The organism is Psychrobacter sp. CX10 (assembly GCF_057621575.2).
The window spans coordinates 1,558,068-1,584,158 of sequence record NZ_CM177736.1; the positions used below are offsets into that span (position 1 = coordinate 1,558,068).

The window sequence follows — 26,091 nt, forward strand, 5'->3', positions numbered from 1 at the left end:
AAATCTCCTGTTTTAAAATATTTAATCTTGGTTTTTTAATTCAATTAAAATTACTTATAAGTTATCAGAATGTCGTACTGAATTTATATGAAACTTGAGAATAGCGCTGTTTGCATCACGTACATTTGGATGGTAGTTGCCCATAATGATAACGTGTAGCCTAATACCGCGCCAATAATAACGTCAGAGGGATAATGTAATCCAAGTACCATTCTTGATAGTGCCACTAGTATGGCAAAAGGAAGCATGATGGGTAATAATTCTGGATAGAAACTGCCTAATGTTGACGTAAATAACACTGCTTGCAACGTATGCCCTGATGGAAAACTAAAGACATCTAAAGGCCGCTCACCTAATACGATGACCTGATGAACTTGATAAGGTCTTGGTCTTACCGTTTTGACTTTTAGCACTTTATATAAAACCAGTCCTATGAGACTAATAAATACTGTAACAGTTAGTGGGATAATCGCTGCTGTACCCTTAAACAGCAACGCAGTGATCATCATCACATACCAAAACCATCCATCTCCTAGGCGGCTTATCAATTTAAAGAATGTGGCTATCCCGTAGTTTGTCGAATACTGATTAATATGTATACACAAACTGGTATCCATAGAGACAAAATGATTGGCATAAACGGTTAACGTAGGGCTTTTAGAAATTAAAGTAAATAATGGGCTTGGTTGTATTGTAGCTTCGTATTTATCTTTTACTAATGGCCCGCTTTTAAGTTTCATGTTTTTCCCCTCTTTGACTTTTAAAACAGCTGAACTTTTTAAACAGCTGAACTTTTTAAAAATTTGAACTTTAAAACAAGTGAAACTTTGAACAATTTAACTTTGAAGCTTCTAACATTTATAAAGGCGAACGGTTTATAAGACGAACCTTTAATAAGTGACATTTGATTAGAAAACATCAAATTAAGTTGTGAAGCTAATCGGTTTTCAAAAATTTTCACTGTATTTATAAACGCACTGGGTTTGAAACTATTAACATATCAAGAATTTTAATCCATCAAGCTATAATTTAATCGTTACATACTGCTCAAACATAGATAGCATTTGTTCGGCAGGTCGTTGCCATGAGAATCCCAGTACACTGTTATACGCGTTACCACCTTGTTGTTTTAATTGCTGCATTTTTGGAAGACTGGCTACCATGTCGATAAATGCTTGTTTATCGCCTTTTGGGGCAAGCTTGCCTTTATCTTGCGTGACTAGCATACCCGCTGCGGCGTCATCAAAAGCAAAGACAGGTAATCCACTTGCCATGGCTTCAATGACGACATTGCCAAATGTTTCTACTTGACTTGCAAATACAAATGCATCGGCGCTAGCATAATGCTCTGATAAATTATGGCCAGTTTGTGCCCCAGTAAAAATAATATCTTCTTGACTACCATTTGATAAGGTTTCAAGACGAGACTTATCGGGCCCATCACCTACTATCACTAATTTGATGGCACGTTGTAATTGGGTACGTTGTAGCGCTTTAAACCCTTCGATAACAACATCTATGCCCTTTTCAGGAGACAAACGGCTCACCATAACCAATACTGTATGATGTTGATTGGCGCCCCACTGCTCACGCAATTGATTGCTACGGTGTTTTGGATTAAACAATTCTAAATCCACACCCCGACCTACTTCATACAAGCGTTTAAACCCTAGCGCCCCTAAGTCCTTAAGTGTTTTGTTACTCGGTACGCACGTGGCTTTTGATGCGTTATGAAACCATTTAAAATACGTCATGAGAGGCTTTGATAAAATACCAAAGCCAAAATGTTCACTAAAATCATGAAACTGTGTGTGATATCCCGTTGTGGCTGGTATCTGCAAACTTTTTGCTGCCATTAAGGCGGCTAATCCCAATGGGCCTTCAGTTGCAATGTGCACGATATCAGGTCGAATTCTTTTTAGAGCTTTTCTAATCGTAAAATATGACGGTAATCCAAACTGTAAGCTCGAATATTTAGGAATTGAAACCCCTTTGACCTGAATATCATTTTGAATAAATGATTGCGGATTTGAGGTCGCTGAATCCGAAATTTCATGGGAATTTTTTTTGTCATTAGTTTGCGCAACACCGTCATGCATAGGTTTGGGTCTGATTAAGCTAATGCGGTTTCCCATATCTGCCATTTGTTTGGTCAAGCGTTGTAAGCTCATGGCAACGCCATTCATATCAGGCAACCACGTTTCAGTAACAAGCAGAATATGTATCGGTCTAGAATCGGTTTCATTGTTGGTTAAAGTGTTTGTTAAAATGTTGGTTAAACTCTGACTATTATTTGCTGACGCACTAATGTCGTTTGCATGTGCATTAGCTGAATCAAAACTCGTGGCCAAATTATGAACGGAATGTTTCTTCGCCGCATTGCTAGTATCTAAATGTTTAGAATTTAAATTTTTAGCGGTTTGATTAGCACCTTTATTTGAACCTTTAATGGCATCTTTATATGCACTTTGATTTGCATTTGAATGGTAGCTCTTAATAGTCATATTCTTATAAAACGTATCCATGGGTACACTCACTTAAGTTATTTTATAACTCACGCAGTTGATGAGTTTTAAATATATTAAAGGTTAAGTCATATTGAACAAGTTTATAATACGGTTATTTGTTTCATATTAATGTGCTTGTTTATAGATATTGACACCTAATATATTTAATTTATATATACTGTATACCCTTGATTTGACACTTTTATGGCGCTTTAATCACAGTTTTATGACAATCTGTAGCCATATACGCAATTGATGTGCTGTATTCAAGAATTTGAAGTATGCTTATATGACTGAATTTTTATGATTGACATTGTCTTGAGCTAATTAAACCTATTTTAGAAATTTTTTTATGACTAAAACTTCAACCTTATTACTTATCACCTCTGACCCTAGCCAGCCTTTAGCTAGCTATGCGCTACGATATGCTATAGCGTTCTTAGAGGCTCAATGCTCAATAAATACGCCTGATGCCAATTATGCTTCACAGAATGAAGTAAGCAACTTGGGCCCACTAAAAGTCTTTTTTTATGGCAATGGCGCGCATACTGCCAACACGTTGCGTTGGCAATCTGCGGACGTAGAAGATATCGCACAGCAGTGGACTCAATTGGCCGATAAGTTTGATCAAAAGCTGCCTGTGTGTGTGAGCACCGCTTTAGCGCGAGGCATAACAGATGACGAGAATGCTTTACGTCATAATTTGGAGGGTAGCAATATCGCAGACGGGTTTGAGTTAGTAGGACTCGGTGAATTGGCGACGCTATTGGCTGAGTCAGATTATGTGGTCACCTTTTAGACCTTTTATAAACGATATAAATAGTTTTATATTTTAATTAATTAATCGCTAGGATTAAGGCGTGTCTTCATTTTGTAAATGGTGTTAAAAATAAAACAAATCGCAGTCAGACAAACAATAAAGCAAATAAAATATCATAATATTAACCCGGTATTTGACGATGGATGACTAGATTTAGCTATTTTTAGCCCATTTAAATATCATTGTACGATTTGAAAACACGCCCCAATATAATAGGAATTATTGTGAGTATTTTAATTCGTCTCACCACGCCTACTGAATTAGCCACTTATGAAGGCTGTGCTTTAGCGTTAACACTAGCGGCCTTTGAGCAAAATGTTCAATTGATGTTAGGTAACTCTGTGTTTGGAATTCTGATGCAGTCAAGCAGCCGTTTGCATGGTATGGTTAAATCGTTAGACCTTTACGATATGCCGCCTGCTTGGCTACCTGATGATGTCTTTAGCAGCTGGGTAATGGGAATGGTGCCAAACGAGATTGCACAGCAAGTAGATTTTATACCAGAGGATTTTGATTCGAGTAAATTTGATCACGTATTTTCATTTTAAATTTGAAGCTTTATCGAATTATTTGTTAAATTAAATCTCAAACTTTATTAAATTTAAAAAGAAAACATCATGCCAACATTATTCCAACTTCATTCCGATATGCAAAATTTGAAATCCACAATTAAGGATATGAGTACGTTATGGCAATCTGGCGATAGTCTATTACTACTGGGTGAAACGGTAGCTTACATCGATTGGATTAAAGCGTATATAGAAGACATTAATTATGATGACGAATTTGTTAATGACATTACTGACATCAAACAGATGTACATACTAAAAGACGATATTGAACATTTAAATGAGAGCGCTAAAGTGAACTTACAATTCAAAAACATTCAATCGTTAACGGATACAGAGTGGGTAGTATTGACCCATGAGATTGACCGGGTCATTACACTTGACTCTAATAAAGTATAGTAACTAGATAATAAATAAATACACAATAAATAAACTAAAAACTATGACAGACAAACAGCACCTCAAAGACATAAAAGTTTATTCGGATAAACAAACTGATCTTATCAAACTTGATGACGAAGGCCATTTGGTTGATCATACGCTATGGAACAAAGAGGTGGCTCAGCAGTTAGCCGATGTGCTAAATATTGAGTTAAGTGAATTTCATTACGACGTTTTATCCCATGTGCGTGATTTTCATAAAGAGTTTCATCACCCACCCTCTACCCGCCCGCTTATAAAATACTTAATAAAAAAATTGCCGTCTGCTGATATATCAAACCAAAAATTGCAGCAGTTATTTAATACTGGTCTAGTCGCTCGGCATGTTAATCGTATTGCAGGTCTACCTAAACCGCCAAACTGTTTATAGTAGGCTATTAGCCATATGCGGCTATATATGGTTTATCATACTTTTATGATATTATTTATTTAGGGTCATAAGGCGTAAGCTCAGTGTATCCCGTGCTACGCCCTACATCACCCACAAAGCCTCGCTGACGCCAAACTTCGTATAAACAAATACTGACACTATTCGCAAGATTTAAACTGCGTGAATCAGGTAACATCGGTAACCTTAACCAGTTTTTTTCACCGATATCTGCTCGTATATTGTCTGCTAGTCCTGCTGTCTCAGATCCAAATACCAAGGCTATATTTTCAATCTTATCGCCATTATTGGTATGCGCAAAATCATAGTCGTAGAAAGGATGGCTTAACTTGGTTGTAAGCGCCAACATGATGTCACACCCTTGGTTTTGTAATTCTGCTTTTGCCTGTGTCCAATTTTCATGAACTTTCATATTGGCATATTCATGATAATCGAGTCCTGCGCGTCTAAGCTTTCGATCATCTAAATCAAACCCTAAGGGTTTAACAAGATGTAATTGAGCCCCAGTATTAGCGCATAGTCTAATGGCACTGCCAGTATTATTTGGAATTTTTGGATTTACTAATACAATATGGATGGTCATATATTTACCTAAAAACATTTAAGGTTAGGGTGGTGTAATTATTTTTACAGTTTTTGACATATTATGTTCAATAACACACATTTAAAATATATTGATATATTTCAAACTCATATACCATAGCCATTAGAACATAAGATACTCAGTTTGCTAAAATTATTAAGATATATCATTAGCTCAATCACTGGTATTACTTTTAGCAGATATTATTTTTACAGTTAACCTAATTTTTAGTTAACATAAGTTTCTTATCATGTTCTTATTATTTTAACTGTTTTATTTCACTGACTATTTGAGGATTTATTATGATAAAGTTAGCAATTGCTTCAATATGCGCCCTACTTGTTCTTTCTGGTTGCAACACTATTAAAGGTTTCGGTCAAGACGTTTCTGAAGCTGGTGAAGCTGTAACCGACGCCTCCAGCTCAGTTGAGAAAAAAATCAAATAATTTAGATTTATTATTAAGTTGAATGTCTTTGGTTATATTCTCTATATTTAAATTGAATTTAGGCTATAAAATCAAAGACCATATATTTCAGCTTGAATTGCTCACATAGCTTAAATTGCTATGTGAGCTTTTTTTATCTTAATTTGATTTAAAAATACAATAATAATTAAAAGTAGGCTTCAAAACTAAAAATACTTGAACAGTTAAAACTAATGCAAGCTCATCAACGAATTTAATTAAGCTAATACTAATTTGGAATATTGTCATGACTTGGCAATCATGCAAAAATTGTTATAATCAGCATCACATACAATACTATACTAAACATACAATACTAACTGAATGCTCATGATAGAGCTTCTTATGGAGAGCAAAATGGCAGATTTTAATGAAATTTTAGACGCTGGTGATGTTGATGGCGGCGAGATAAACGTTGTTGTTGAGATACCTACCGGTAGTAACCATAAAATTGAGTGGAACCGTGAGCTGGCAGTATTTGAACTTGATCGCGTTGAACCTATTATTTTCGCTAAGCCTTGCAATTATGGCTTCATCCCCCAGACTTTGGATGAAGATGGCGATGAGCTTGATGCATTAATCATTACTGATCAACCATTAACCACTGGTATTTTCTTAAAAGCGAAAGTCATCGGTGTCATGAAGTTTGTCGATGATGGTGAAGTTGATGATAAAGTGGTTGTGGTACCTGCTGATGACCGCACGACTGGCAACGCTTATAACAACTTAGAAGATTTACCAAAACGTCTGATTGAGCAACTAGAGTTTCATTTTAGTCACTACAAAGATCTTAAAAAGCCAGGCACAACCGTAGTTGAGTCATGGGGTGATGTTGCAGAAGCTAAAGAAGTAATTAAAGAAGCGATTCAACGCTGGAAAGATAAATAAGCTAATATCAATAAACCTATATAAATATGCCTAGATAAATTACATTAGATAAATAACATTATGTAAAAAAATCAAACTTATAAGATAAATGCCGTCCAATAGAGTTTTAATTAAGTACTTCAATTCATCATGGTTGAAGTGCTTTTTTTATACCATTAGGTAATGTTACTATAAGATCAGTAAAATATAGTCAGCGAACTACTAAACGGTTAGGCGTTAACCTCGCTAAGCCTATATGAGTAGTACTTGCATTCGGTTGCTTTTAAGCATTTTAGACTTCTTTGACTATAATTCTAGAAACCACTAGTTTGAAAATTGTATAGATACGATCCTTTCAAAACCCAAACCATCAATAAGCCGCCTGCCATGCTATCAAACCCAATATCCAAAAAGCCCTCAAAACTGCCTAAAAACATCATGCAAATGGTTGAAAAAAACAATTTGGTGTTAGCCATTAAAACGCTTGCTGAAGATAAAAATATTAGTATGGATGAGGCAAAAGCGCTTATAGATGACTATGAAGCGTCGTTAAAATCTCAACAGATCCGTAAAGTTGACGCCATTGCTTCTAAGCAAAACAAGTCACAGTCAGATCGATCGTCCGCAGGATTAAACGCCAACTCTGAGCTTAATAAAACAACGTCTACTCATAATAGAACAGCTAACACCACGTCTGCCAATAATTTTGAGTCTCTCAATCAAGGTTTGGATAATCATTTAGATAGTATGGGATATAAAAAACCGTTAATACCCTATTGGGCAAAACGGTTACTTATAATTTTAACGATAGTTGTCGTACTTGGTTTTGTATTTTGGCAGCTACTGCATTAACCGATATTCTTGAATACATTGACTATTTTAAAACGTGATTCAACCACTTTCCGATCGACTTTATTTGCGGCAAACATACTTGGTGCGCCATTGGGTACGTATTAAAATCAACATCGTAGCCATATTTGGTTAATGTCTCATGAGCCCGTTGTCCTAATATAACGGGTACAACTGGATCTTGAGTCCCATGATCGATTTTAATCGGTAAGTCTTTATTTATCTGCGTGTAGTTGTCGTTATCGTCGATCGCTAAATAAGTTGATAACGTCAATAGCCCAGCTAATCTTTGCGGATAAGTCAGCGCTACTTCATAAGCAATGGCACCACCTTGAGAAAATCCAGCAATCACGATATTACTCGGATTCACCCCGCGCTCTATTTCACGTTGTATCAAATCCACAATAGAATTTGCAGACTTTTGGATTTGTTCAACATCAACCTTTCTTTCTAAGCTCATCTCCAATATGTCATACCAAGCGGGCATAACCATGCCACCATTAATGGTCACGGGTATATTTGGTGCATGAGGAAATAAAAAACGTATCGCCAAATCGTCATCAAGTCCAAGCTCAGGTACGATAGGTTCAAAATCGTGCCCGCTCGCACCTAAGCCATGTAGCCAGATAACTGATTTATCAATGGTTTGATGTTTTGGGTTATGTTCTACAACCACGCAGTCTAGAAATTGAGTCATAATCTTCCTTATTAAATATCATTTTTTCATTGTTTAAGGTTTATAGTTTACTTTTATTATTGAGCGTCCTTCGTTTAAACAGGCTGTATAAACAGACTATATAAACAAAAACAGAGTCTAGGTTATATTTACAGAACAATTTTAATAGCATGCTTAAAAAATAATAGTGACAACTATAGACCACTCTATAATAAAATCAAATGGTCATAACTAAATGTTTAAATAATCTTACCTACTATACGGGCCGTACCGATATGTTAGAAGATATTTTTCAACTGATACAGACTATTCCGATGTGGCACATGATCAGCTTATTTGGGCTTGGTTTGATAGCCTTTATTATATCAACCGTTTCTGGCGGAGGCGGCGCATTAATACTCATACCAGCAACATCGGCGGTTATAGGTACAATAGCGGCGCCTCCTGTCATCAATTTAGGCGCATTTATATCGAGACCCGCTCGCCTGCTTATGTTTTGGCAGGATATCGATTGGCGTTTACTTAAGTTCTATGTGCCAAGCGCCCTACTTGGCGCTTGGCTGGCAGGCTTATTGTTTAGCCGATTGGATGCAGCATGGATACAATTATTGGTTGGTATTTTTTTAATCTCAACCGTATTTCAATACAGATTTGGACGAATAAATAAAACATTCAATATGCCTAAGGAAGGATTTATACCTTTAGGTTTTATTGTTGCCTTGGTCAGTACGCTTGTTGGCGGCTTAGGACCTGTATTAAATCCATTTTATATGAACTATGGTTTACAAAAAGAAGATCTTATTGCCACCAAGACCGCTAACTCCTTCTTCGTTGGCATCGCTCAAATTGGGAGTTATACCTTTTTTGGTATTTTAACGCCCAAACTATGGATATATGGATTCATTCTAGGTTTTGGCGCTATACTTGGTAACTACATTGGCAAGCTATTTTTAAAAGGCATAAGTATCCAACAATTTAGAATACTACTCCTGCTCGTTATGAGTCTTAGCGGGGTTTATATGGTGTATAAAAACATATTTGAATTAGGAGCTGCATAGATATTTATAACCTATTCATTAACTTTTCATCATTGAGTCATGTTAATCGCATATATAATGAAGTGGGCTGTGCTACGATATTAACCTCATTAAGTTGTACTTTACTTATATTCATTAACTATCTAAGTCCAATTTATATTAACCAGTCCAATTAAATTTACGTCATCACATTCAGGCTATTCGTATGACCCATTCTGCCTTAAGTTCAGACAATACTCCGACACCCGCTCCGCATATATTGTTAGTAGAGGACGATCCAGCCATTGCTACCTCATTGCGTGTGACTTTTAAGCGTGAAGGTTGGCAGGTAACTTGGTTAGATAATGCCACTAGTGTATTACCAACCTTGCAAAGTTTTAATAAAGAAGGTAAGAATTTGTCTGGCATTATACTCGATGTGGGATTACCTGATGGAGATGGGTTAAGTCTGTGCCAAAACATACGCCATTCTGATGACATCGGACATATCAAGCATTTACCTATAGTGTTTTTGACTGCTCGAAGTGATGAAATAGATCGTATCTTAGGTTTGGAGATGGGCGGTGATGACTATTGTCCTAAGCCATTTAGCCCTAGAGAATTGGTAGCCCGACTAAAAGCCATTTGGCGCCGGGAACAACTTACTGCTACTAGTCCCAGTCAACAATCCGCTAACGATGATGACGTCACCACGCCTAAGATATATGAGCTGGACTCCGGCACATGGCGTTATGAGCCTATGACCTACACGCTGTATTGGAATGAATCAAAGCTTGACCTGAGTAATACTGAGCGTAAACTTCTACTTGCCCTACTTGAGCATCCAGACCGTGTCTTAAGCCGTGAACAACTTTTGAATGCCATCAGTGATTATCCTGATCATCGTCTTGCTCGCACAATCGACAGTCATATTAAATCTATTCGTAAACATTTAGATCAATGTCATGACAGTTATGACATTGAAATCATTTATACCCATCGTGGTTTGGGTTATGGACTATGTGCTTCATAATGAATGACAGTTTTAAACATGGAACTTTTAAACATTGAACTAGTTAAACATGGAATTTGTTAAACATGTAACCTTTTAAACATTGACAGATTTAAACATAGATTCGTTTAACCGTTTGATTGCTCCTTCAATAGTCATCTACTAGATTTGGGTCTGATGGACTTTAAATATAATATGTTCAAAAGTACGTTCAAAATAAATTGAAATTAATATGACTGACTCACCCCGTACTAACAACTGGTATTCCAAACTGCATCCCATAGGCAAAGACACACCGCCGACCCATCAAGAGCAGAAACCGGACAAGATTTTAAATCTGAGTTTGTTTTTTAGAATATGGATCGCCGTTAGTATCATCGTTATTATTTCAGGCATTGTTGTTTTTAATCAGCTATTTAATTTTGTACGTCCCATTACCCGTCAAGTGATCGAAGATACCTTAGTTGATACCTCCAAGTTGTTAGCAACAAGTCTTCGATTGGCGGTTGAGTCTGGTAATATTTATGATCCAAATTATCAAGCCATGCTTGACGATGCTTTTTTGGAGCCTAACTTATCCCCTACCACCCTGATTCCCAAAGAACTTAATAACCCTGAACCTAAGAAAAAATCTTTAAAGCCAGAAGCTGCAAAGTCGGAACTTTCGAATCTAGATGCGGTCGAATCCGCTTCTTCTGAGTCTGTTTATTTAGAAAATAGATCCTCTGCCTTTAGTAAAAAAAACGACGCCTCTTTAAAAGATAATTGGTATCATAAAAAGACCCGAAGCAGCTTTCGTATATACGTCACTGATGCCAACGGTATTGTAATTTACGACTCCCTACCCAGTGATGGATTGGATAATTATTCCAATGCCGAAGGTAAGGACTATTCAAGATGGAATGATGTTAGATTAACTTTGAATGGAAAATATGGTGCTCGTACTACCCGTATTATTGAAGATGACCCGTCTACCTCCGTCATGTATGTGGCACAGCCTATTTATAGCTCTACCAATAAGGATGAGATAATTGGTATCGTCAGTGTCGGTAAACCTACTGCAACGGTGACACCATATCTCGATGCAACGCGCAAACAAATGCTCACCGCATCCTTGTATATCAGTATTATCACCTTAATTATGGCGGGGCTGGTCGCGTGGTGGTTAAGACAAAGTACGTTGTTGGTCACCCGCTACACTCAATCATTAGCACAAGAGGCAAAAAAGCCTTACTTTTACTTAGGTCGAGAGCTAAATGAATTGAGCGATACCATTGAAAGCATGAAGCACCGTTTAGAAAACCGAGCATATGTTACCGATTATGTGCATACCTTAACCCATGAATTAAAAAGCCCCCTAACGGCTATTAGAGCCAGTGGTGAGCTTCTTGAAGAAACCGACTTAGACAGTGACGATCGGCTTATGCTCAGTCAAACCATTACTGAGCAAAGTATCAAACTTCAATCACTAATCGATAGACTATTGTTATTGGCAAAAATAGAACAGCCGACTTTTAAGCTAAGCATGCATCTGATTGATCCAAATGACTTAATAAAAACACTCATTGCAAGTAGTGAAATACAGCGCCAAAATCAACATGTCAAAATAGAATATGTGAATCAAATCACACCTTTATTGACAGACTCCACCGCTTACGCTGCCTCTGTTTTAGATGCTACGGCAGACACGATAACAAACACTGATCAAATCGATGTATCTGGCTCTCATCTAAGAACTCACTTTAACAATAGTTCAAATACTGATCTAAATAATATAAGCACCGATTTTACAAATAAAAATAAACTAATCTTGGCGGATGAGTTTTGGATAACTCAAGCTCTACAGAATGTTATAGACAATGCGCTGTACTTTGCGCAAAGCAAAGTGCTTATTAAACTATCTATAGAAACAATTCATTACATCGAGTTTATTAAGATGTCATTTATTAATGATGGAGATTTGATTCCTGAATATGCATTAGAAAAAGTTTTTGACCGCTACTTTAGTCTGTCGCATCAGCATCAACAGCAAGCTTCTAAAGCGAATATGTCCTCTAGCCAGCCCTTTACTCAAAATGCCATCCACAACGCACAACCAATGCAAACATCGAGTCAATCTGGTGGTAAAAAAGGAACAGGCTTGGGACTTACGTTGGTAAAACAGGTTATAGAACGTCACGACGGTATGGTAACTATTCACAATCTTGAAGCTTTTGATAATCTTGAAGCTTCTTTAAATACTCAGAAACCTACTCAACATCACCCTCATAACGACTATCAAAACTTTGAAAAAATCCCAAGCATAGGATCAGCTAAACCCTTCTCTGGTGTTGAAGTTATAATATATTTACCAGTTGTGATGGATTAGATAGCTTAGACCACTTAGTTGGTGCAATTCTAATCTGCATATATCGTAATCCAGAAAACCTATTTATATACCCTAATTTATTTTGTCATCAATAAGACATATTCAAATCGTATAATTTTTTATTATACGTTTAAGCTAGGTTGGTTTTTTCTAAAAAATAACTAAAATAATAAAAATTTAGCTTAAACTTAGTATCTGTTTTCTTTTTATACGTTTCAATGTATTAGCTTTATAGTTTAATACGGCATAAATGTTGCAGTGTTTACATATAATAGCGTATTAGATAACCAATTTAACCCAATAACCTCATCAACTAAATTAAAATGATTTAAGTAAAATTTTAAATTAATTTTACTTAACAGTTTACATTCGTTCTTATTTTTTTAAATATATGTATTACTTTTATTTATAGATTTGACTATAAATTTAATGTAGAAGGTAATTAGACCTAAAAAATATAGACCCTAAGAAACTAACTATTCAAAAATTTTAAATAATAAATTTTATTGGCTTAGCTATATGTCATTTGGTCGCCAATATTTACACATCTCTTTATTGGCATATCGAAGCTAAGGTACATGGATGAATACAACAAATTCTAAAAAGCTCATTGATGATTCATTGGTAAAAGAGTCAATGTTATATATTAAGTCAACTATATCTAAAAAAGACACGTCATCTCTTTACTTTGATACCGATTACTTTGATACCGATTACTTTGCTACCGACCTTTTAAAACAAATGGACTTTGTTAAAAGTCATAATTACGATTATATTAATATCGATCAGATTAATAAAGGTCATACTAATCACAGCGAATTTAATGGTGGCACTTCACTACATAACCCCTATCAAAATAACTATATACAGGGTAGCTCTTTAAAAAGTAGTTCTTTAAAAAGTAGTTCTTTACAAAGCAGCTCAGAGAATGAAACTGAGAGTGAAAATGAAAGTGCGAATTCTAAAATAGCGCTTAGCTTTCAAATCATGACCTGTGCTGAGCCGCCTAGCCTGGTTATAGATACGATTGAGTCTTTACTTTCAATCATAGCACCTCAAGATGAAATACTTATCATAGATAATAACAACCAAAAGACTGATTTGTATCAGCCTTTAGCCGAGTATTGCGAGCGTTTAAATCCTGATCTTAACGTGCAATTTCATCACTTTGATAAAGTAGATGGGTACAAAGCGGGTGCCTTGAATCTCGCGTTAGACTTGATGGACCCCAAGTGCTCACACATCGTGGTGGTTGATAGTGATTATCAAGCGCTGCCCTACGCTAGATTAACAATAGCAGAGGCAATACATCATTTCCCGAATCACAGCTTATTACAGTTTCCGCAGTTTTATCGCAGTGAAGATAAAGCGCAGGTTCATAGCGAATTAAATCATTATTTTAATCATCATATCTATCGTGATTTTAATGCCTCGCGCGCATTATCAACGGGTACCTATGCGGTTATTAATCATGCCAAGCTTGTGAGACTTGGAGGATGGTCTTCTGCGTCTATAACGGAAGATGCGCAAATGGGTGTCTCCATGCATCGTCATGGTATGCGTAGTCAGTTTGTGCCCCAAGTCATTGCTACTGGCTTACTGCCCAATACGCTTAAAGACTTAATATCGCAACGCCGCCGCTGGATTTACGGTAACATGCAAGTACTTAGCCAGTACTTTAAAGGGTCATCAAACTCGCATAAAGGCTTACGTGAACAACTGGCGTACTGGTTTGCACATTTTTCACAGCTTACCGCATGGGTCAATTTTACAGGCCCATCAATCATCTTGCATATCATTGCGTTAATCCTTATCACAGCATCTTTAGTGGTTTCCATTCCGACTGCGCTGGTTCAGATTATTCTAGCACTGGTTTATGTCAGCTACACTGTATTTGTCTTAAGACGGTTAGCGGCTTATTTATTAGACAAATCACCGCTTAGTCAGGCCGATAGCGTCAGTTCACAAATTAATAAACATAGTTATCAAACATTCAAATCGTACACATCTTCATTGCATAGAGATAGCAATGGCATTGAGAACAATCAGACGTTTACGGACAATCAATTTGCTACGAATAATCAGCCTGTCATTAATAAGCTTGTTATCACTAAACCAGTCATCAACAATCCTGTAGAAGATAAGCCTAATTATAGGAAACAGACCATAACGCATAGAGTATCTACGTGGTTATTACACTTAACCTTTTGGGAATTAGGCGCTTTATCATGGATACCCGTACTGTTAGGTAAGTCCAAACCTTTTATGTGTACTCCAAAACAGCAGTTGCGTATTAATACTAAATCGGAATGGGTTGAGAACTTTAGAGTAGTTCCAAAGCTTTTGCTCATTTTAAACTTATTAACAGTTCTGATGGTATCGCCGCTAAGCAGTTTTTATTCTCCCTTATTATTTGTAACCGCTATCGTCTTTTTTATTATCAAACTTGGTGGAATTATCACTGCTATTCAGAATTTTATAACCACTCAAACGCCTATTGTTACCTCGCAACGACCTATAGCAGCATCGAGTGCTCAAATAAATAATGATTCTGATATAGGCTTTAATGAGGACGTTACTAGTAATGTCAGCGGTTTTAAAGGTGCGAATTTTAGTGGCTATGAGCGTAGTGATGTTAGTGGCTCAAAAGCTTATGGGCCATCAAGTAGCGTCCAGTTTATACAGTCTCATCAATTGTATAAAAGCAATACAGGTAAACTGGCTCATCGGATACCGCAATCGTCTGCAAACTCTGTCACCTCAAAAAATGATGAGTTCTATGTTCCTATAAACCTTAACTACCTAAATAAATGATAATAGATAAAAGATAATATATAAAAGCCATTAAAGCTTAAGCTTTGAACTTTGCGTTGACTGCTTTAGGTCAGTACATTGTTTAAGGCGGATGATTATATCTTACTTAATTATGAAATCGCTAGGTAGACAGTCAAATTTGATGTCTAGAAATTTTTAAAAATTTTGAATAGCGCTTTATGATTTGGCGACCAAATCAACTAATGTACCTTAAAAGGTTAATCTCTTAACCGTTCAATTGTTTAGGGTCTAACTGCATTCGCTTATATTGATTGATACTATTACTCAATTTCATTAATCGTACATCAACTTAATTTATATTTACTTGGGAATCTTATGTCATCAGCCATCACTAATACCAAAGCGCCGCTACGTATCGCCATTATTGCCCATTCTTTATACCCAATTGCTGAACCCTTTGCAGGCGGACTTGAAAAAATGACTCAATCAATCTGCGATGAGTTGGTCGCTCTTGGACATGACGTTCTTTTATATGCGCACAAAGATAGTCAAACTAAAGCGACTTTGATGCCTTTAACATCAGAAGATGAATTCGATACGCTTATTGGTGAAACGGGACCCAAAAATTTATCCATGGGGCGTGATGAGCTGTATAGCTATTTGGCTTATCAGATTGCTTTGAGAGATATTATTGAGCGATATGAAAATGGGGATATTGATATTGTCCATAACCATAGCTTACATCACATTCCGATGATGACGGGACAAGCGTTAGGGTCTCAATTTTTTACCACATTTCATACTCCGATGTTCCCTGCCCTGCATTTAGCTTTAGTAACATTAACGCGTGGCACCAGTACTCAATTTACGGCGGTTAGCGCCTATCAACAACAGCTGTTTTCGGAATATGTGCCTACAAAAGTCGTCTATAATGGGATAGATGTGGCGTCATTTGATTATAATTTGGAACCTATCGACGATGAGGTTTATTTTTGGTGTGGCCGTATATGTCCAGAAAAAGGGACACATTTGGCCCTTAAATATTGTCTAGAAGCCAATAAGAAACTTGTTATCGCAGGGCCTAAAAGCAATCAAGGCTACTTTGATGAACACGTAAAACCCCTACTTGACGCAGACGCCAAAAAAGGTGAAAACAAACTATTTACTTACCTTGGACATTTAACCAAACCTGAAATTAACGATTATTTATGTCGTTCTACTGCCATGCTGTTTACAAGCACTTGGGGTGAGCCCTATGGACTTACTTTAGCTGAAAGCTTGGCTTGTGGTACGCCAGTGCTAGGTTTCGATGCAGGTGCAAGCTCAGAAATTATAACCTCTGATACCGGTATTATCGTTCCTAAAGAAGATAAAAATGCTTTTATAAATGGCTTTGAGGCTATTCAAAACATATCAAGAAAAGCGTGCCGCAATCGTGCTGTTGAGTTCTGTTCTGTTCAAAACATGGTAGAAGGCTATTTAGCGCTTTATTACTCTACGTTGGCTCTGCTGCCAATATCTGACTTGCATCATAATCAAACTAACAATCAAAACCAGTCTAGTATGTTGAACAGATCGAAAGGGTCAAACAAATCTAAATATTCTTCTAAAGAATATCAGCATGAAGAATTCGAAGAATTCGAAGATCTAACCGAAGACATGGATCCAGATGCACGAGTTGATCAGGGTGCTTATGAGCAGGATCTATCTAAACATAGTAACTCTGAACGCATCACCAATGAATTTAATCTAAACGACCCTGAAAGTATTAAACGTTATAAGATTTCATTGGATTCAAAACGTAGAGCAGCCCAACATGATGAGTCTTCATAACTAGTCTCCTGAACTTATAATCAGTTAGACGGCTAGGCGGTTTGGCAATCTGCTAGTTACCAGTTACCAGTTACCAGTTACCAGTTACCAGTATTCATACTGTACCTGATACTGTAACTGATACTGGAACTCATACAAAAACCAATCATTCATCCAATCAACTAAATAAGTAGTGGCTTAATGAATATAGGATACTATGCACATCATCATGGGTCTGGTCATTGCCGAATGGCAGATAAATTGGCGGGCCTGATGTCGTCTGAAATGAGATATAAATTTACTGTTTTCACAAGCGTGCCCGCTCATGATTATCAGTTTAGCTCTATAGCCGAAACACAGGTTATTAGACTTAACGCTGAAGATGAGCGCCCGGATGATGTGCTTCCAGGCCGCGCTGGTGAGTATTGGCAACCTCATTGTTTGCATTACTCGCCTGTCGGTAATTCAGACATCCAAACTCGTTCTTATCAAATCATTCAAGCAATTCATGAGCGCAATATTACACTTATGATCGTGGATGTCAGTGTTGAAATTGCCATGTTATGCCGTGCAGCCAGCATTCCTTATTTGTATGTGAGACTACCCGGACGTCGTGATGATCTACCCCATTTATCTGCGTTTGCCGGTGCACTTGCAATGGTAGTACCTTACCCCAAAGCTTTAGATCTTAATATAACGCCAAATTGGCTATCTAGAAAATCACTATATTTGGATTTTATTCAATCTAACTCAGCCCATAGCCAATCGTTTGCTAAATTCGTTGTCAATTTACAATCAATGCACGATAGTCAAGGCGTTCAGTCGACGGATAGTGTTGAATCATTTAAACCCGATAACAATTCAGAAACTCTAAACCTATCAGATCGTACTATCGTTACAGTCATCAAAGGCTATGGCGGTCATGCAGCGATAGATAAAAGACTTGCTACCCTACGCAAGCTATTACCCGAAGCATATATTATATCTCTTGGGCCTATTGATGAAGAGGTTCGATCTTATGTAGATTTAGCAGAGCATGTTGACGATGTTATGCCTTATATAGAACATAGTCACTGTGTCATTATGGCATGCGGACTAAATTCAATTGCACAAGTTTATGATGTGGCAGTACCATTGGTCGTATTGCCTGATGAACGTCCGCATCAAGAACAAGAATTTATGGCGCAAGCACTTATTGCGCAGCATCGCGCGATGGACTGGGATCAATATGAACAGCTTATGTCGGAACACGGCGCACAAGCACTTAAAGACTTTACAACTTGGCAAACCTATTTAAATGAGTCTTTTAAGCAGTTGAATCAGGAAAACAATTCCTTTCTAGATACCCGGGCCCAGCTAGCCACGCAATACAATGGTATACAATCTAAGGCATCGATTGAAAAATCTCAGGCTCGATGCTTTGTGCAGAGTTTATCTGAATATACTAAAGTCAAACCTTGGTTTGATCATTGGTTGTTGCCACAGCTTAATCTTAAACCTAATAAACACTCTTAAAAAACGATTTTAGATAGGCATATAATGAGCACACTTCACAATATTAAGATAATGGATCAAAATACGGCAGCGGTTAGTGTCATCACGACCTGCTATGGTCGTAACACGCATTTGTATAATCTGCTGAGTAGTTTAGAAGTCGGTACAATAAAGCCCTTTGAGGTTATTATCGTTAATGATGATGCGGATCAATCCCTATTGGATGATTATGCCTTAAATATAGTCAAGATACCTACTAGCAGGACATTAGTTAATAAAGACAGGGTTAAAACTAAATTCGATATCGGTCACAATCGTAATTTGGGCGCCAAACATGCCAGCCAGAATGCACTGATTTTTTTAGATGTGGATTGTATTGTGGCACCCAGTTTTATAGAACAATTGACATTTAAATTATCACACTATCCCGATGCGCTGCTCATGGGTCAACCTCGCTATTTGGAACGCCCGTTATCAGAAAGTGAATGTGTGAAGCTACGCAGTGGTCAATTGTCAGTGTTCGAACTCAATGCAATGTCGGTGTTCAATCCTTACCGCTTTAACTTTGAAGACAGTAACTTTGAAGATAGTAACTTTGAAGACAGTAACTTTGAAGACAGTAACTTTCAAGACAGTAATTTTGAAGACAGTAGGGTTGAAGACTGCAATTTTAAAGAAAATAATTTTAACGAGAATAATTTTGAAGATTACAGTTTTGAAGATAGTAATTTTAAAGATAGCAATTTTGAAGTTAACAGCGATGCCTCAAGTTTTAAAACACCCATGATACAAACAGATGACTATGGCGCGTTTTGGAGTCTTTGTTTTGCGATAAACGTCCATAAGTTTGATGAAATTGGCGGGTTTGATACGCAATATATAGGCTATGGCGCTGAAGATACGGACTTTAGCTTTCGTGCTCGCGAATTAGGCATTAAGTTTTATTTGACTGGGGATGTGGTCTATCATCAACAACACGGTGTCTATCGACCCCCTTTAAACCATTTAGACAGTATTATTATCAATGCCAATCGCTTTTATAAACAGTGGCAACATTGGCCGATGACAGGCTGGCTAGAACAATTTGCAGCTATGCAGCTCATCAAGTGGGATAAGCAGCAGTCATCTCCTATCCAAAAGCTAAGAGCAGCAACGGATACCGAATTACAGCAAGCACACTGCCCCAATGCGGCTTATGTATAGACTTTTTGAGGACGTTTAATTCGATAACCTGTTTAAATCACATGTCTACTTTTAAGCGGTCCCAGTATTGCTGATATAGTGCCATAGTTTTATCACTTACATCACCTCGGAATAAAGCATGTCCTAATAACTTATCGGGTGGATAAATAATCGGATTGTTCGCAATTTCTTGGGGCAATAACTCTTTGGCCGCGTCGCTTGGCGATCCATACCCTATCTCTTCACTAATAATTGCAGAATTCTCTGGTCGCAGTAAGAAGTTTATGAAAGTGTGTGCATTTTTAACATTCTTAGCGTTCTTAGGTATGCACATATTGTCCATCCACATAATAGCGCCCTCTTCTGGGTACACAAAGTCAAGCTCCGGCATCCCTTCATCTTGCGCCATGATCACCTCGCCATTCCACACCATACCTAGATAGGTCTCCCCTTCCAAAAACGGCATGCGGGGTGCATCTGAATTAAACGTACGTACATTGGGCATCATTTTAGCAAGCTTCTCATAAGCCGCTTTAATATGCTCAGGGTCTTCGGTAGACATAGAATAACCTAGGGTTAATAGGCTAAACCCAAACACATCGCGCATGTCATTCATTAGCATTACCCTACCTTTATATTTAGGTAGCCACAGATCTTCCCACGAAGTAATATCTTCAAAATCAACACGGTTGGTATTTACCGCAATACCCGATGATCCCCACAAATACGGTATGCTATATTGATTGTTCGGATCGACAGGAATGTCTAGAAAGTTTGGATTTAAGTATTTGAAGTTATCTAGTTTGTCTAAATCGATGGCTTCGAGCATGCTCTCTTTACGCATTTTATCGACAAAATCCGTACTGGGAAATATGACATCATAATCCCCCCTATTGCCCATAAGTTTGAGCTTGGCATACATCGCTTCATTGGAGTCAAACGTGCTATACACCACATCGATGCCTGTCTCTTCAGTGAATGCTTCTAAGACACTGTCTGCGATGTACTCCGTCCAATTGTAGACGTTGACCACATTGTCCGAATCGATTCGTGTATCTGAACTGAGGGTATCTTCTTCAATCTCCGGACTATTAGGTTGACACCCTGTTAGCACCCCCATACTGGTTAGGCCCGTTATACCTGTAATACCTGTTAGCGAAGCCGCCCCAAAGCCAGTTAATTCTAAAAATCGGCGTCGACTTAGTGATTTATTATTAGGTTTGCATTTTTTATTAAATTTACCTACTTCATTTGACATCAATATTCCTTAACTTTCTAACGCCATCTCTGCAATACCATAACTGCTATCGCTATTTATTAGTCTATTAAACGCTGCTTTTGAGTCTCTAGCGTTTTTTTAGTAATAAAAGCTGTGCAATCACCAAGCCTATTAAAGAGATAACCAGTAGTATGGTACCCACTGCGTTTACTTCAGGTTTGACCCCAACGCGTACCATCGAATAAATTTGTAAGGGTAATATCTCAAAACTTGCACTGGTATTGAACGTCGATACCACCACGTCATCAAGCGATAAGGTGAATGCCAATACCCACCCTGCCAATACCGCTGGCATGATGATGGGAACCAAAACTGTGCGAATCATCGTAAACTCACTAGCACCCAAGTCGCGTGCCGCTTCAATAACACTATTATCCAAGCTTGATAAACGTGCAGAAACGGTAATGACCACAAATGGCAAGCAGAACGTGATGTGTGCGAGCAGCAAAGTCACAAACCCAAGCTCAATACCTATGATTAAGAATAATGCCAATAATGATATAGCCAGTACAATCTCAGGCGACATCATGAGCACAAACAGCAAGCTTTGTAGGACGCCTTTACCCTTAATATCGTACCGCTGAAATGATAACGCGGTCAGGCCACCAATAAGGGTAGTCACTGTTGCAGCCACCACAGCTAAAATAACTGAATTTATAGCCGCTTGAATCATGGCTTCGTTATTAAACAGTTCACGATACCAGTCTAGGCTCAGACCGCCCCAATGATACCCAACTTTGGAGGCATTAAATGAAAACACCACCATGACCAAGATCGGCGCAAATAAAATGATATAAATCAGCACCAAATATAGGCGAGACAGCCATTTAAGACTACTATTCATACTGCCCTCCCCTAAGCCACTTCATTATAATCAGTCTTGCCGATACGTTTGCTACTGGCATAATACGCTGCTATTAATATCGCCATCGTCAAAGTCAGTAACACACTGGCAGCCGCACCAAAGGGCCAGTCGCGCGCATCCAAAAACTGTGATTTGATAATATTACCCACCAATAAATTGCGTGATCCACCTAAGATATCTGCCACATAAAACATCCCCATCGCTGGAAGCAGCACCAAAAGTACGCCCGAAATAATACCTGGGGTTGTCAAAGGCAACACCACATGCCAGAACGTTTGCAGCTTACTTGCGCCCAGATCTTTCGATGCCAGCAATAAATCATCACGCATGTCCGTAAACACCGCATAAAGTGGCAATACCATAAAAGGAAACAACAGATAGACAAGTCCGCCTATCACGGCTTTTTGCGTATACAGGATTTGTAATGGCTCATCAATAATGCCCATCGTTATTAATGCGGTACTCAATAATCCGTTAGCAGCAATGATCAACTTGACCGCATACAGACGCACTAATGAATTGGTCCAAAAAGGAATGATTAATAACAGCATTAGAAATGTCTGCCAACGTTTAGATACTCGGCTTACCAGCCACGCAAATGGATAACCTAGCAACAAACAAATGATCGTGGTGATAGATGCCATGCTTAATGAATGCAAAAACACTTTAACATACAAAGGATCGGCAAAGCGTAAGTAGCTGTCGGCGGTTAACGGTAGAGACAAAAATTTATCATTGTCACGGGTTAAGAAGCTTGCAAGCACTACCAATAAGTTAGGAGTCAATGCAAATATAATTAACCATGCCCATATAATAAGTAATGACACACGTTGAAATAAGGGCACCGAAGCGCTACTACTTTTAGAGATAGTGTTAAGAGTAGAGTTAAAGTCAGATGTTGAGTTTGGCGTTGAGTTTGCGTTATCAGGTACAGTTGATTTATTCATCCGGTAAAATCCACTCCCAACCATCGACCCAGTCTACTCGAACTTCTTGACCAAGTTTGTAATCAAAATTAGGATCGTCCTCATTAAAGTACTCAGAGGCTTTAATCATATTGCCGTTTTGGAGCTTTATCACTGAATCTAGCGTACTGCCTTTATAAGCACTATCAATCACATGCCCCACCAGTCCATCGTATCCTTCGTTTAAGTAATACACCCGAATGTCTTCTGGACGTAGTAAAAGATTGATACTTTGGCCAATTTTGACATCAAATTTTGGTTTTGGCAGATCGCGTATGGGGTGATAACCTTCTGACTGCTCAGTGACTTCTACTTTAATGCGGCTGTCGTTGACTTCAAGCACGCACGCTTTAAATAAGTTGGTTTCACCAATAAAGTTTGCCGTAAATAAATTGGCAGGCGATTCATAAATGCCAATAGGACTGTCAATCTGTTGAAACTTACCCGCTTTCATGACGGCAATACGATCAGACATGGACAACGCTTCTTCTTGATCGTGCGTTACAAACACGAAGGTAATCCCAAGCTCACGCTGCATGCGCTTTAGCTCTGATTGCATTTGTACCCGCAGCTTAGCATCCAGTGCAGATAAGGGCTCATCAAGTAACAGCATCTTAGGTCTGTTTACCACAGCTCGAGCAATTGCAATGCGCTGCTGCTGTCCACCAGATAAATCTTGAGGTCGTCTATTTAGGGTATGTTCGAGCTGTACCATGGCCAGAGCGTCTTTAACGCGCTGATTTATTTCAGCTTTTGGGATTTTTTTTAATTTTAAACCATACGCAATATTTTCAAATACCGTCATATGTGGAAATAGCGCATACTGCTGAAACACCGTGTTAATCGGACGTTTCTCAGCAGGCAAATGATTAATGCTCGAACCTTCAAGCTCAATGGATCCCGTATCGGGCATCTCAAAGCCACCTATCAAACGCAGTAACGTGGTTTTACCACACCCTGATGGACCTAATAACGTCAGAAACTCCCCATCATAAATGTCTAAATCGATATTGTCTAAAACAGAAGTGCCATCATATGACTTACTGACACCGCGGATCTGTAGTAAGGTGCTTTTTGAATTTGATGGTGCTTTTTGAAGTTTAGAATCAGGAGGCGAAGTCGCAGAAGAAAGTTCGTTAGGCGGCATAGAAACAGTCTCACTCATGGTTAGAGGTAATGTAGAATAAAGGCAATAAAGAACAATTGACATAAACACGTATGCCTAAAGACTTATGTATCATAATAGGGTTTTAAATCTAAATAAATATATTAAAGCCCATACACTAGTTAACAGACGTTCACAATATACCGAGCTCAAATGTGGCAATATCCTACCCTAGAATTCTTTAAAAAACTACATTTGAAATCTAATAAATTATAGGGCTTTCTAACTGATTATTTAGGGTCTATTAAGTAGCGTTGAAATAGAGTTGATTTAAAAGCGATGCCTTAAATTAAAAAGCAAAATAATAAAGCAAATTAAAAAAGTAAATTTTTCTCAGTCACATTGTGTATATATTAGATAATAAAATAAGAGTTTAACTATGCTTTGTTATGTTTAATAGAACAATTAGTTACGCATTTCTCTGTTTAAACTCATTATCAGAATCTTTATTATAGCGTCATGTCATAAACTCTTATATAAAAATTTTTTGAATATAAAAGTAAAACTAAAAGGAGTATCCAATGGGATTACTAATAGATGGTACGTGGAAAGACAAATGGTACGATACCGACTCAACGGGCGGCCGCTTCGAGCGAGATAAAGCACGTTTTAGAAGTTGGGTGACCGCCGATGGCAGCGCAGGTCCTTCTGGTAGCGAAGGTTTTAAAGCGGAACCAAACCGTTACCATTTATATGTCTCTTTAGCCTGTCCTTGGGCGCACCGTACTTTAATTTATCGAAAGCTCAAAGGCCTTGAAGACCTCATTCCTATTTCAGTCGTTCATCCACTCATGCATGAGCATGGCTGGACGTTTGATGAGGATGAAGGCGTTATCCCTGATCCCATATTTGATGCTGATTATATGCACCAGATTTATACTGCTGCTAAGTCAGATTATACAGGACGGGTTACTGTACCCGTATTATGGGATAAAAAGAACAATACAATAGTGAGTAATGAATCATCAGAAATCATTCGTATGTTCAACTCTGCATTTGATGACGTTGGTGGTAATAAAGACGTGAACTTTTTACCTGAGAGTTTGCGTGATGAAATCGATAAGATAAACGACTTTGTCTATCCTAATATCAACAATGGTGTCTATAAATCTGGTTTTGCCACCACCCAAGAGGCTTATAACGAAGCGGTCACCCAATTGTTTGACGCGCTTGATACTATCGAAGCCCGTTTAGCCGACAAGCGTTATCTCACAGGCGACACCATAACCGAAGCAGACTGGCGTTTGTTTACTACATTGGTTCGTTTTGACCCTGTATATGTCGGTCATTTCAAATGTAATATCAAACGAATTGTGGACTATCCCAACCTTTGGGGCTATACCCGTGATTTGTACCAAGTACCGGGCGTGGCACAAACGGTTAATATGGATCACATTAAAACGCATTACTATGCCAGTCACGATACGATCAATCCAACCTTGATCGTACCACTTGGCCCCGAAATTGACTTTATGTCTGAACACGGCCGCGAAAAATTAAGTAAATAGCTCTTTAATAAAAAATAAATAGCTAGTAAGCAAATAGCTATTAAGCAAACAGCTATTAATCAAACAGCTATTAAGCAAATAAAATCTATGTCATAGATGGTGTGTTGTTTGTTTATAATTTAACCCAGTTAAGCAAAATGCTTAAACTGGGTTTTATTATGGAATCCTATAATTGATGTCTAAAAACTAAAAATAGCTAAAATTTGTATATAAAACAATTAATAACAAAATATGGAGTTGGTTTAGCCTAATTTTTAGTCACATAAAAGCTTATGTTCGTCTAAATTAAATGATAGTCTTAGGCAGTTGCCCTAAAATAAGGCAGAAAAATTAAAGTAATAAAGCAAATTCGGTCATCAAAAACTAATACCTATTGATAGCATAAGAATATCATCGATGATAAATAGTTCAAAGATTTGCAAAAGTTGGCATACAAAGCTTTTTATGATTTATTATTGATTGATAACAAACAATCATAATTATTTT

Annotated in this window: 23 protein-coding genes; 15 read left to right on the forward strand and 8 right to left on the reverse strand. The window is 37.7% G+C overall.

Going from position 1 to position 26,091, the window contains the following annotated elements; all coding sequences use genetic code 11:
• Nucleotides 1-83: 83 nt before the first annotated feature.
• Both AC21OH_RS06320 and AC21OH_RS06325 read right to left on the reverse strand, forming a co-directional pair.
• Complete coding sequence (locus AC21OH_RS06320) at nucleotides 84-617, reverse strand: phosphatase PAP2 family protein (protein WP_487370736.1); 534 nt, start codon at nucleotides 615-617, stop codon at nucleotides 84-86.
• 405 nt (nucleotides 618-1,022) lie between these two features.
• Nucleotides 1,023-2,525: a glycosyltransferase family 4 protein gene (locus tag AC21OH_RS06325; RefSeq protein WP_487370723.1), complete on the reverse strand. Its 1,503-nt coding sequence runs from the start codon at nucleotides 2,523-2,525 to the stop codon at nucleotides 1,023-1,025.
• A 334-nt stretch (nucleotides 2,526-2,859) separates the two neighbouring features.
• Here AC21OH_RS06325 and AC21OH_RS06330 point away from each other — a divergent pair, with 334 nt between their 5' ends.
• The 4 genes from AC21OH_RS06330 to AC21OH_RS06345 all read left to right on the forward strand — a co-directional run bounded on the left by AC21OH_RS06330 (nucleotide 2,860) and on the right by AC21OH_RS06345 (nucleotide 4,707).
• Complete coding sequence (locus AC21OH_RS06330; RefSeq protein WP_487370724.1) at nucleotides 2,860-3,306, forward strand: DsrE family protein; 447 nt, start codon at nucleotides 2,860-2,862, stop codon at nucleotides 3,304-3,306.
• Between the two features lie 245 nt (nucleotides 3,307-3,551).
• Complete coding sequence (locus tag AC21OH_RS06335) at nucleotides 3,552-3,875, forward strand: hypothetical protein (protein ID WP_487370725.1); 324 nt, start codon at nucleotides 3,552-3,554, stop codon at nucleotides 3,873-3,875.
• Nucleotides 3,876-3,944: 69 nt separating this feature from the next.
• A complete protein-coding gene (locus tag AC21OH_RS06340; RefSeq protein WP_487370726.1) occupies nucleotides 3,945-4,295 on the forward strand; it encodes a hypothetical protein in 351 nt (116 codons plus the stop codon).
• Nucleotides 4,296-4,338: 43 nt separating this feature from the next.
• Nucleotides 4,339-4,707, forward strand: coding sequence for a TusE/DsrC/DsvC family sulfur relay protein (locus AC21OH_RS06345; protein WP_487370727.1), 369 nt, complete (start codon nucleotides 4,339-4,341; stop codon nucleotides 4,705-4,707).
• A gap of 55 nt (nucleotides 4,708-4,762) precedes the next feature.
• On the opposite strand, the gene AC21OH_RS06350 is transcribed toward AC21OH_RS06345, so the two are convergent.
• Nucleotides 4,763-5,308 carry a tRNA (cytidine(34)-2'-O)-methyltransferase gene (locus tag AC21OH_RS06350; RefSeq protein ID WP_487370728.1) on the reverse strand — a complete coding sequence of 182 codons (546 nt, stop codon included), beginning with the start codon at nucleotides 5,306-5,308 and terminating at the stop codon, nucleotides 4,763-4,765.
• A 302-nt stretch (nucleotides 5,309-5,610) separates the two neighbouring features.
• Between AC21OH_RS06350 and AC21OH_RS06355 the strand changes: the two genes are divergently transcribed.
• The 3 genes from AC21OH_RS06355 (at nucleotide 5,611) to AC21OH_RS06365 (ending at nucleotide 7,491) form a co-directional block, all read left to right on the forward strand.
• A complete protein-coding gene (locus tag AC21OH_RS06355) occupies nucleotides 5,611-5,754 on the forward strand; it encodes an entericidin A/B family lipoprotein (RefSeq protein WP_487370729.1) in 144 nt (47 codons plus the stop codon).
• A gap of 375 nt (nucleotides 5,755-6,129) precedes the next feature.
• Nucleotides 6,130-6,660 carry an inorganic diphosphatase gene (locus tag AC21OH_RS06360; protein WP_487370730.1) on the forward strand — a complete coding sequence of 177 codons (531 nt, stop codon included), beginning with the start codon at nucleotides 6,130-6,132 and terminating at the stop codon, nucleotides 6,658-6,660.
• A 366-nt stretch (nucleotides 6,661-7,026) separates the two neighbouring features.
• Nucleotides 7,027-7,491 (forward strand): hypothetical protein, encoded by a 465-nt coding sequence (locus AC21OH_RS06365; RefSeq protein WP_487370731.1) that lies wholly within the window; start codon nucleotides 7,027-7,029, stop codon nucleotides 7,489-7,491.
• A gap of 22 nt (nucleotides 7,492-7,513) precedes the next feature.
• On the opposite strand, the gene AC21OH_RS06370 is transcribed toward AC21OH_RS06365, so the two are convergent.
• Complete coding sequence (locus AC21OH_RS06370) at nucleotides 7,514-8,185, reverse strand: alpha/beta hydrolase (RefSeq protein WP_486534977.1); 672 nt, start codon at nucleotides 8,183-8,185, stop codon at nucleotides 7,514-7,516.
• A gap of 254 nt (nucleotides 8,186-8,439) precedes the next feature.
• Between AC21OH_RS06370 and AC21OH_RS06375 the strand changes: the two genes are divergently transcribed.
• The 7 genes from AC21OH_RS06375 to AC21OH_RS06405 all read left to right on the forward strand — a co-directional run bounded on the left by AC21OH_RS06375 (nucleotide 8,440) and on the right by AC21OH_RS06405 (nucleotide 19,844).
• Nucleotides 8,440-9,222, forward strand: coding sequence for a sulfite exporter TauE/SafE family protein (locus AC21OH_RS06375; RefSeq protein WP_487370732.1), 783 nt, complete (start codon nucleotides 8,440-8,442; stop codon nucleotides 9,220-9,222).
• A gap of 184 nt (nucleotides 9,223-9,406) precedes the next feature.
• Entirely contained in the window at nucleotides 9,407-10,213 is an 807-nt protein-coding gene (locus AC21OH_RS06380) for a response regulator (RefSeq protein WP_486534975.1), read from the forward strand.
• Nucleotides 10,214-10,424: 211 nt separating this feature from the next.
• Complete coding sequence (gene creC, locus AC21OH_RS06385; protein WP_487370733.1) at nucleotides 10,425-12,560, forward strand: two-component system sensor histidine kinase CreC; 2,136 nt, start codon at nucleotides 10,425-10,427, stop codon at nucleotides 12,558-12,560.
• Between the two features lie 582 nt (nucleotides 12,561-13,142).
• Nucleotides 13,143-15,374 carry a glycosyltransferase family 2 protein gene (locus AC21OH_RS06390; RefSeq protein ID WP_487371224.1) on the forward strand — a complete coding sequence of 744 codons (2,232 nt, stop codon included), beginning with the start codon at nucleotides 13,143-13,145 and terminating at the stop codon, nucleotides 15,372-15,374.
• Between the two features lie 336 nt (nucleotides 15,375-15,710).
• On the forward strand, nucleotides 15,711-17,168 hold the full coding sequence (locus AC21OH_RS06395) for a glycosyltransferase (protein ID WP_487371223.1): 1,458 nt from the start codon (nucleotides 15,711-15,713) through the stop codon (nucleotides 17,166-17,168).
• Between the two features lie 180 nt (nucleotides 17,169-17,348).
• The gene (locus AC21OH_RS06400; protein ID WP_487371222.1) at nucleotides 17,349-18,662 is read left to right on the forward strand and encodes a hypothetical protein; all 1,314 of its coding nucleotides are present in this window, start codon (nucleotides 17,349-17,351) and stop codon (nucleotides 18,660-18,662) included.
• A gap of 24 nt (nucleotides 18,663-18,686) precedes the next feature.
• Complete coding sequence (locus tag AC21OH_RS06405; RefSeq protein ID WP_487371221.1) at nucleotides 18,687-19,844, forward strand: glycosyltransferase; 1,158 nt, start codon at nucleotides 18,687-18,689, stop codon at nucleotides 19,842-19,844.
• Between the two features lie 37 nt (nucleotides 19,845-19,881).
• On the opposite strand, the gene AC21OH_RS06410 is transcribed toward AC21OH_RS06405, so the two are convergent.
• The 4 genes from AC21OH_RS06410 to potA all read right to left on the reverse strand — a co-directional run bounded on the left by AC21OH_RS06410 (nucleotide 19,882) and on the right by potA (nucleotide 24,097).
• On the reverse strand, nucleotides 19,882-21,081 hold the full coding sequence (locus AC21OH_RS06410) for an ABC transporter substrate-binding protein (protein ID WP_487371220.1): 1,200 nt from the start codon (nucleotides 21,079-21,081) through the stop codon (nucleotides 19,882-19,884).
• An 88-nt stretch (nucleotides 21,082-21,169) separates the two neighbouring features.
• On the reverse strand, nucleotides 21,170-21,946 hold the full coding sequence (potC, locus tag AC21OH_RS06415; RefSeq protein WP_487371219.1) for a spermidine/putrescine ABC transporter permease PotC: 777 nt from the start codon (nucleotides 21,944-21,946) through the stop codon (nucleotides 21,170-21,172).
• Nucleotides 21,947-21,957: 11 nt separating this feature from the next.
• Nucleotides 21,958-22,914, reverse strand: a complete 957-nt coding sequence (potB, locus tag AC21OH_RS06420) for a spermidine/putrescine ABC transporter permease PotB (RefSeq protein ID WP_487371218.1) — start codon at nucleotides 22,912-22,914, stop codon at nucleotides 21,958-21,960.
• The gene (gene potA, locus AC21OH_RS06425) at nucleotides 22,907-24,097 is read right to left on the reverse strand and encodes a spermidine/putrescine ABC transporter ATP-binding protein PotA (protein ID WP_487371225.1); all 1,191 of its coding nucleotides are present in this window, start codon (nucleotides 24,095-24,097) and stop codon (nucleotides 22,907-22,909) included. Before potA ends, potB begins: the two co-directional genes overlap by 8 nt.
• A gap of 521 nt (nucleotides 24,098-24,618) precedes the next feature.
• Here potA and AC21OH_RS06430 point away from each other — a divergent pair.
• Nucleotides 24,619-25,605, forward strand: a complete 987-nt coding sequence (locus AC21OH_RS06430) for a glutathione S-transferase family protein (RefSeq protein ID WP_487371217.1) — start codon at nucleotides 24,619-24,621, stop codon at nucleotides 25,603-25,605.
• Nucleotides 25,606-26,091 lie beyond the last annotated feature (486 nt).